Origin of the sequence: Protofrankia sp. CiT1 (assembly GCF_917627335.1) — a bacterium.
GTDB lineage: Bacteria > Actinomycetota > Actinomycetes > Frankiales > Frankiaceae > Protofrankia.
Genome location: NZ_CAKJTP010000008.1, coordinates 1 through 7673 on the forward strand (window position 1 = coordinate 1; position 7673 = coordinate 7673).

Sequence of the window (7673 nt, forward strand, 5' to 3'; positions counted from 1 at the left end):
GCCCCGGCCCCGGCCCCGGCCCCGCGCCGACGCCTACGGCGGCGGCAGTCACCGAACCCGAACTGGCGGTTGCCGTCCCACCGGTCACCGCCGTGCCGCTGGCCTCCGGCGTCTCCCCGCAGCCACCGTCCACGCCGGAACCGGCGCCTGGGCCCGAACCTGATGACACGGGGCAACCACCGCGCGGGCGCCAGGGTGCGCCCGCGCGGGCGGCCGAGCGAGGTGCCGGCGGTCGCCGGGGCCGTAAGTCCGTCCCGGCCTGGGACGACATCGTCTTCGGTGCCCGGCGCCCGTAGCGGCGCCCCCGCGGGCACGCGATCATGTCTCTGTTCCGCGGCTCCGGCGGCCAGGTCGTCGGGTTGCTCTGTGAGGGAACCGTCACACCGGCGGCGTGGAACCAAATCCCGACGAAGACTGTTGAAGATGGTGTGACTGGAACCACTACCAAACCGACGCTGACCAACCTCGACCGGTGCGACCGGTGCGGCGCGCAGGCGTATGTGCGGGTCGTGCTTCCCGGTGGCGGCGAACTGCTGTTCTGCCGGCACCACGCCAAGTCCCACGACTCGAAGCTACGAGCCGTGGCTGCCGAATACCATGATGAAACCGACAAGTTGACCATTTCGCCCTGAACCACCTTCCCCTATATTGTGTATTCGGCCCCGCCTGCCAGATCGGCTTCGCCGATCCGGCAGGAACTCCGAATTGGTGAGCCACGATCAGAAGGTCACAGTCACCACTTTCAGCCGGGTCTGAGCGTGTCTCTCATCCTGGAGCCGTACCGTGGTGCGCGTGCCGATGGCGGATCGAATGTTGCCCGCGGTGCCACGGGTACCCGGCCCAGTGGCTGATGCGTCGCCGTTCCCGTCGGCTGACCCGGCTCCTCCTCATTCGCTGAGCCACTCGTCAACATCGGCCCAGACGCCGCAAGTGGCTGCCTCGCGCGAACCGGTGTTCATGCGTGTTCTCACACTCGCCCACCAGACCGTCGCGGGAGCCTGGCGCGACCGTGTGCTCGGTCTCGCGGCCGAGGCGGGTTTCTGGCAGCTGCTGTCCCTTCCCCCCCTGCTGCTGGCCATCCTCGGCACGATCGGCTATATCGGGGACGTACTTGGCGCCGACGCCGTCGACAGTGTTCGGCAGAGCGTGCTCAGCGCGGCGAACGACCTGCTGACACCCGCGGTCGTCGACGACGTGGTGCGCCCGACCATCAACGAGATCCTGACGCACGGGCGCCCGGACGTGATCTCCATCGGTTTCCTGCTGTCGCTGTGGACCGGATCGTCCGCGATGGCCACCTACGTCAACACCATCACGATCGCTTACGGACAGCGCGAGCTACGCTCAGCGGTACGTAGCCGGCTGCTGGCGCTGCGCCTCTACCTTGCGCAGGTCACCAGCGGGGTGATCCTCCTCCCCGCGCTCGTCCTCGGGCCGGGCCTGCTCTCCCGCATTCTCAACGCGGAACACCACCACTCCGTGGGATGGCTGCTGAAGATCCTGTTCTGGCCTGTCGTCGCCATATTCTCGCTGGCGATGCTCACGTCCCTATACCACTTGGCGCTGCCGTCCCGACGGCCGTGGCGGCGCGCGGTGCCCGGAGCGCTGCTGGCCATGGTGGTCTGGAACGTCGGCAGCTACCTGCTGCGTCTCTACCTGGAGACCGTGTTCGGCCATGAACTGATCTACGGCTCGGTAGCCGCGCCCGTCGCGGCGCTTCTTTTCTTCTATATCACCGCGCTCGCGGTTCTGCTCGGCGCCGAGCTCAACGCCGCCATCGACGGGGTGACCAAATCCGTGCTGGTGCCCGCCGAATCGCAGCCGCCAGCGCCCGATGCCGCGGATGCCCCCACGCCACGTTCCCGCCTCCGGCGGCGGTCCCGGCGGCGCGCCCGCGTTCAGTAGGTACACGAACCAGCCGGTTGCACCAGCGCGGGGGTGGCGGTACCCGATGCTCTGGAGGCGGCCGTGGGCGTTGCCGCGGCCCGGATCGTCGCGGCCGCCAGAACGACCGCTGCCGTATCGGGCGCGGCGCCCGCGCTCACCGGCGCCGCGCCCGCGCCCGTGCCCGCGCCCGTGCCTGACACGGTCGCGTGCACGGATGCCGACGGCTGGCCGCCGCTGAGACCGGCCACGAACGACGCGAGTTTGCCGGGATCGGTGAGCAGCACCGACTGGCCGCCGATCTGGCCGGGTGACGCTGGGACGGTCGCCAGGCGGACGCCGCCGGTACCGACGCCGCGCAGCCGGACCGCGAGCGGCGCCAGGTCCGCCAGCGATGTGTCGTCACCGACGCTGATGGACGAGGTGACCGCGTCCATCAGCGAGGCCAGCCTGACCGGGTTGGCCAGCGTGCTGGTCGATGTTGCCGCTCGAAAGATCACTCCAATGAACTGCTGCTGGCGGCGGATCCGGTCGAGGTCCGCTTCGGGCAGGCCGTAGCGCTGCCGGACGAAGGCCAGCGCCTGCTCGCCGTTGAGCATGTTGTCGCCCACGTGGCCGTGCCACCCCGACATCTTGTCGTCAAGATTGGTCCTGCTCCCGTTGGGCAGCGGCCGTACGCACACGGTCACCCCGCCGAGCGCGTCGGTCATCCGCTGGAAACCGACGAAGTCGATCTGAAGATAATGATCTATACGTATTTTCGTCAGTTCCTCGATGGTGCGTATCAGCAGGGACGGTCCGCCCAGGGCGAATGCGGCATTGAGCTTCGACCTGCCCGCGGTGTGTTTGTGCCCGGCGCTATCGGTATAGGCGGGGATCGTCACCCACAGATCCCGCGGGAACGAGGCGAGCGTGGTGGAACCGTTGGCGTCCAGATGAGCCAGGATCGTCGTATCCGAACGCTGGCCCTCGACCTCGCCGAACTCACCGGCTGTCCCGGCGCGGCTGTCCGAGCCCACCAGGAGGATGTTCTGGGTTTCCCCAGCCGCGCCGGCCGGCCGCCGGTCGGCGGCGGGGAAGACCACCGGGACATGGGTCACCTTGCCGTCGTAGTACCGCAACGCCAGCCAGCCGCCGCCGGATATGAGCAGGAGCACCAGCGAGAGCAGTCCCGCCGCGGCGGTGACCAGCCGGCGCGGGATGGACGCCGGTGGTCGCGGCGGGGTGGGTGGGGTGGCATCGGAACCCTCCTCGCCCGCGGACCGCTGCCCGCCACCGCCAACCGGCCACCCCGCGGCGCGCTGGACCTGCCCGTCCGGAGGCCACGTCATAGCCCGCCCCCTCGCTCACCCCACCATCCGGGGCGCCTTCGCCAGTCATGTGGACGTTCCGCGGCCGCGGAAACGTTCCCCAGCCCAGGTGTCATGCTCACGACACCCGCGATCATCGGTCGCGGCTGAATTCGGCCCGGATGGCCGGGCCGTCCGCATCGAGTGTGGGAGCGGGAGGCCGGGTCGACGGCTCCGGCCACTCGGGCATTTTCACCGGATTGCCGGGTAACGGCAGGCCACCGGCTTCCACCACCATGTGCCGAAAATCGGCCTGGTCCGAGGAGACGGCTTCGGCGACATCGTTGATAGGGCCGCACGGGATGCCCGCCTCGTGCAGAATCGCGAGCCATTCGGCAGCAGGCCGGGTACGCAGGGTGTCTTCCGCTTCGCGTTTGAACGAGTCCAGCGCCGACAACCGGGCGCTGTTGGTGACGAAGCGGCGATCGGCGGCGAGATCCGCGCGATCCAGCGCCTGGCACAACCGGCTGAAGAGGGCGTCGTTCGCGGCGCAGATCACAATGCTGCGGTCCGCACACGCAAACGTGTCGAACGGCGCGATCGAGTAATGTGCGTTACCTATACGTGGTGGAGTTGTCCCGGTAGCGAGATAGGACAACGCGGCACCTTCGAGCAGCGACAGTGAGGCATCGAACATAGCGATGTCAACGTAGGTGCCGCGGCCGGTCGTGTTCCGTCCGTGCAACGCCGCCCCGATGGCGCCGAAAGCGTACAGCCCGGCGGCGAGGTCGGCGATCGGGACCCCCGGCTTCACCGGTTCGCCGGCCGGTGAACCGGTGATCGACATAATGCCGGCAGCGGCCTGCACGACCGCGTCGTAGGCAGGGCGGTTTCGCCACGGCCCGGTCTGCCCAAAGCCCGAGATGCTCACATATACCAGCTGAGGATTGCGCCGCGACAACGCGGTCCAGCCGAGACCGAGGCGGTCCATCACGCCGGGCCGGAAGTTCTCGACCAGCACATCAGCCCGGTCGATGATGGATAGTAACGTCGCGTGATCGTCGGCATCCTTCAGATCGAGCGCGACCGACTGTTTGCCACGGTTCACCCGGGCGAAGTACAGCGACCGATCGTCCATGAACGGACCGTAGGATCGGGAGTCATCTCCGTGGCCAGGCCGTTCCACCTTGATGACCCGGGCGCCGAGATCGGCAAGCATCAACGTGGCAAACGGCCCGGCCAATACCCGAGTGAGATCGACGACAAGAAGACCATCCATGGGACCCGGTGGCACAGGCACTCCTGCGACGCTACCCGCCTTGAGCGCCGCAGCCTACCGTTGGAACTATGAGTACGCAGTCGGGCGGAACCCCGCCTTCCCCGGACAGATCCACATTGCCAACCAGCGCGGACGGCCAAAGCCCACCCCCCGGCGATACGCTTGTTTCTGACAGCGCGTCAGCCGCCACGTCATCCCCGGCGACGGCCGAGGCAGACAGCGCCGATCCGGACGGGATGGCCAGCCACGATCAGCAGCCACCAGCCGCCTTCCGTCGATTTATGGCCAGCGGATGGGCGCCGGTACCCACGGTCACACCAGCGCGTGATGAAGCGGCGCCGTACACGGCCAAGCGACGTGCTCTGCTGAGCACACGTTTCCCAGCCGAAACACTGGTGATACCCAGCGGCGGACTCCGCGTACGAGCGAATGACACGGATTACCCGTTCCGGCCGGGAAGCGACTTCTTCTGGCTGACCGGCTGTCATGAGCCCGACGCCGTCGTGATTCTCCAGCCGAGCTCGGCCGGCGACCATGAAGCTGTGCTGTATGTCGCGGACCGGTCGGACCGCTCGTCCCCGGCCTTCTACGCCGACCGGCGTTACGGCGAGCTCTGGGTAGGCCCGCGGCCGGGCATACGGGAGAGATCGGCAGCCATCGAGATCGAATGCCGGCCCCTGCGCGAGCTAACGGACGCGCTGGCGCGGCTGTCCCCGGCGAGGACCAGAGTCGTACGGGGCCTGGACGCCACGGTGGACCGCCAGATCCTGCGTTACTCCCCCAGCGAGCCGAACAGGTCCACGCCAGCCGTGTCCAACCCGGCCGACCGGGACCTGGAACTGGCGCAGACCCTCTCCGAGCTCCGGCTGGTCAAGGACGAACACGAGATCTCGATGCTGGAGAACGCGGTCGCCGCGACCGTGCTCGGCTTTTGCGAATGCGTACGTGAGATAGGCCACGCGACGACACTGCCCAACGGCGAACGGTGGTTGGAAGGCACGTTCTGGCGGCGGGCCAGGGTCGACGGCAACGATGTCGGGTACGGATCGATTGTGGCCTGTGGCCACCACGCAACCATCTTGCACTGGGCCCGCGACGACGGGCCGGTGCGGCGCGGCGACCTCGCCCTGCTGGACATGGGCGTGGAGTCCCGCTCGCTTTACACCGCCGACATCACCCGCACGCTTCCTGTGGACGGACATTTCAGCGACGTGCAGCGTCAGGTGTACGACGTGGTCCAGCGGGCCCAGCAGGCGGGAATCGACGCGGTGCGACCGGGCGCAAAGTTCGGCGACCCCCACCGGATGGCAATGCGGGTGATAGCCGAGGCGCTACACGACTGGGGGCTGCTTCCGGTCAGCGTTGAAGAGTCGCTGGCCGAAGACCCACAAGCCCCGAAGGCAGGCCTACACCGCAGATATACCCTGCACTCAACGTCACATATGTTGGGACTCGACGTCCATGACTGCGCGCAGGCCCGTGACGAGACCTACCGCGACGGCCCGCTCGTAACCGGTATGGTGCTGACCGTCGAGCCAGGCCTCTACTTCCAGCCCGACGACATTACGGTGCCCCCTGAGCTGCGAGGGATCGGGATCCGGATTGAGGACGATATTCTCGTCACCGCCGACGGCCGTCGCAACCTGTCCGAGGCTCTTCCCCGTACCGCTACAGCGGTAGAAAACTGGATGGCCAGGCATCAGACCGCCTAAGCCACACATGACCTGGGCGACAGGATGTCGGCTTCTCAACCTGTCGCCCAGGAAACAGCGGTTGCCACATACCCCCATATAGGACGCAAGTGGTACCAACCAGAGGTTTGACCTCTATATGCCGGCACCACCGCGGCTGCACCCCACCGCTCCATGGGCCACTGCTCGGTCGCACCGCGTCCGTTACGGCCTCCGGTCGCGCGAAATAGAGCTATGATCACGCACCCTTTGGCTAGCTGGACGAATGCGACCGAGAGCCACTCAGTGAGCCTTGTCGTACGCTTCGACGATGTTCGAAGCGATACGACCGCGGTCACTGACCGTGTAACCGTTGGCGCGCGCCCACTCGCGAATATCGGCGGTACGGTCTGTACCCCCGGTACGGCGAGAAGAAGCGCCCCGCGGGCCACGCCGAGCGGCAGTTGCCCGACCGCCAGACCGGCGCGCCGCCCCAACGAACGGAGCCAACGACTCACGCAGCTTGGTGGCGTTCTTCTCGGACAGATCGATCTCGTACGAAGCACCGTCCAGTCCGAACCGAACAGTCTCATCAGCCTCGTGTCCATCGAGATCGTCAATCAACGACACGATGGTCTTCTGCGCCATGCCACTCTCCTTCAGGTCAGCGAACCCAGGAACTCTCGAGACTAGTATTACCACGTCATCAGGAAGAACTGTAACGGCTGGTTCGGACACGCGCGACTGGCATCGCCCACAGACATCCTCTCAGCGGCGTCATCGACACCACACAAGAGTCCTCGGGTTGACGTGAGTCACGTCAACCCAAAGGTGCGCAGGCCACTGTCAGGATAAATTTTGATCATGGGTTGTCGGCGAATCGCGACTTCCGATCCGAAACGCCGGTGGTCTGCGCAGACAAGGACGTCACGGTCCGGAAGGCAGAGTGAGCGCGACGCAACGCCATCAAGGATCCACACCGGCGAATGTCTTACACCACGAACAGGCCGCTGATGCGCTCATCCGATTCACGGTCTGGTAGAGCGTCGAGAGCGAGGAGCACGATGGATGAGCGGACATGGATCGTCGATGCCGCAAATGTGATAGGAGCACGCCCGGACGGATGGTGGCGCGACCGCGCGGGCGCCGCGTTACGCCTCCACCAACGCCTATCCGAGCTCTGGCCGTCCGTACTCCTCCCGCACACGTCCGCATCGCAAGCGGCGGGCGGCCCCGCCACGAACCACCCGGGGACACGCCGCCACGATCCACCCGCCCAGGTCGTCCTCGTTCTCGAAGGCATGGCCCGCGACGGGGTTCCGGCGGGTCCTGACCCAGCCATCCCCCGGCTGCTGGTTGTCCACGCGGCTGGCTCGGGGGACGACGCCGTGGTCGACCAGGTCCGTCAACAGGCTGGTCCGGTTCTCGTCGTCACCGGTGACCGGGAGCTTCGCGGCCGGGTCAAGGCCATCGGCGCGGCCACAGCCGGGCCAGGGTGGCTGTGGGCGCTGCTGGACGACGCCCGTTCCCGGTAGGCAGACGGGACGGGAC

7 protein-coding genes and 1 pseudogene are annotated in these 7673 nt (G+C 67.2%); 5 read left to right on the plus strand and 3 right to left on the minus strand.

All coding sequences use genetic code 11. The features are described 5' to 3' along the window. The 3 genes and pseudogenes from MJ785_RS02715 to MJ785_RS02725 all read left to right on the plus strand — a co-directional run. Positions 1–296: pseudogene (locus MJ785_RS02715) on the plus strand (DUF3071 domain-containing protein); the annotation flags it as partial. A 132-nt stretch (positions 297–428) separates the two neighbouring features. After that, positions 429–632: a hypothetical protein gene (locus MJ785_RS02720; RefSeq protein ID WP_131768226.1), complete on the plus strand. Its 204-nt coding sequence runs from the start codon at positions 429–431 to the stop codon at positions 630–632. 325 nt (positions 633–957) lie between these two features. Next, positions 958–1905, plus strand: a complete 948-nt coding sequence (locus tag MJ785_RS02725) for a YihY/virulence factor BrkB family protein (protein WP_239379998.1) — start codon at positions 958–960, stop codon at positions 1903–1905. Here the strand turns inward: MJ785_RS02725 and MJ785_RS02730 are convergent. Together MJ785_RS02730 and MJ785_RS02735 are read right to left on the minus strand one after the other, a co-directional pair. Next, positions 1899–3215 (minus strand): LCP family protein, encoded by a 1317-nt coding sequence (locus tag MJ785_RS02730; RefSeq protein WP_239379999.1) that lies wholly within the window; start codon positions 3213–3215, stop codon positions 1899–1901. The genes MJ785_RS02725 and MJ785_RS02730 overlap by 7 nt on opposite strands. 112 nt (positions 3216–3327) lie before the next feature. After that, positions 3328–4452: a CaiB/BaiF CoA transferase family protein gene (locus MJ785_RS02735; RefSeq protein ID WP_370651452.1), complete on the minus strand. Its 1125-nt coding sequence runs from the start codon at positions 4450–4452 to the stop codon at positions 3328–3330. 236 nt (positions 4453–4688) lie between these two features. On the opposite strand from MJ785_RS02735, the gene MJ785_RS02740 reads away from it, so the two are divergent. Next, the gene (locus MJ785_RS02740) at positions 4689–6164 is read left to right on the plus strand and encodes an aminopeptidase P family protein (RefSeq protein ID WP_370652729.1); all 1476 of its coding nucleotides are present in this window, start codon (positions 4689–4691) and stop codon (positions 6162–6164) included. 261 nt (positions 6165–6425) lie between these two features. On the opposite strand, the gene MJ785_RS02745 is transcribed toward MJ785_RS02740, so the two are convergent. Next, a complete protein-coding gene (locus MJ785_RS02745; RefSeq protein ID WP_239308844.1) occupies positions 6426–6770 on the minus strand; it encodes an Lsr2 family protein in 345 nt (114 codons plus the stop codon). Positions 6771–7186: 416 nt separating this feature from the next. Here MJ785_RS02745 and MJ785_RS02750 point away from each other — a divergent pair, with 416 nt between their 5' ends. Then, a complete protein-coding gene (locus tag MJ785_RS02750; protein ID WP_239308845.1) occupies positions 7187–7657 on the plus strand; it encodes a hypothetical protein in 471 nt (156 codons plus the stop codon). The last annotated feature ends 16 nt before the right edge of the window (positions 7658–7673 follow it).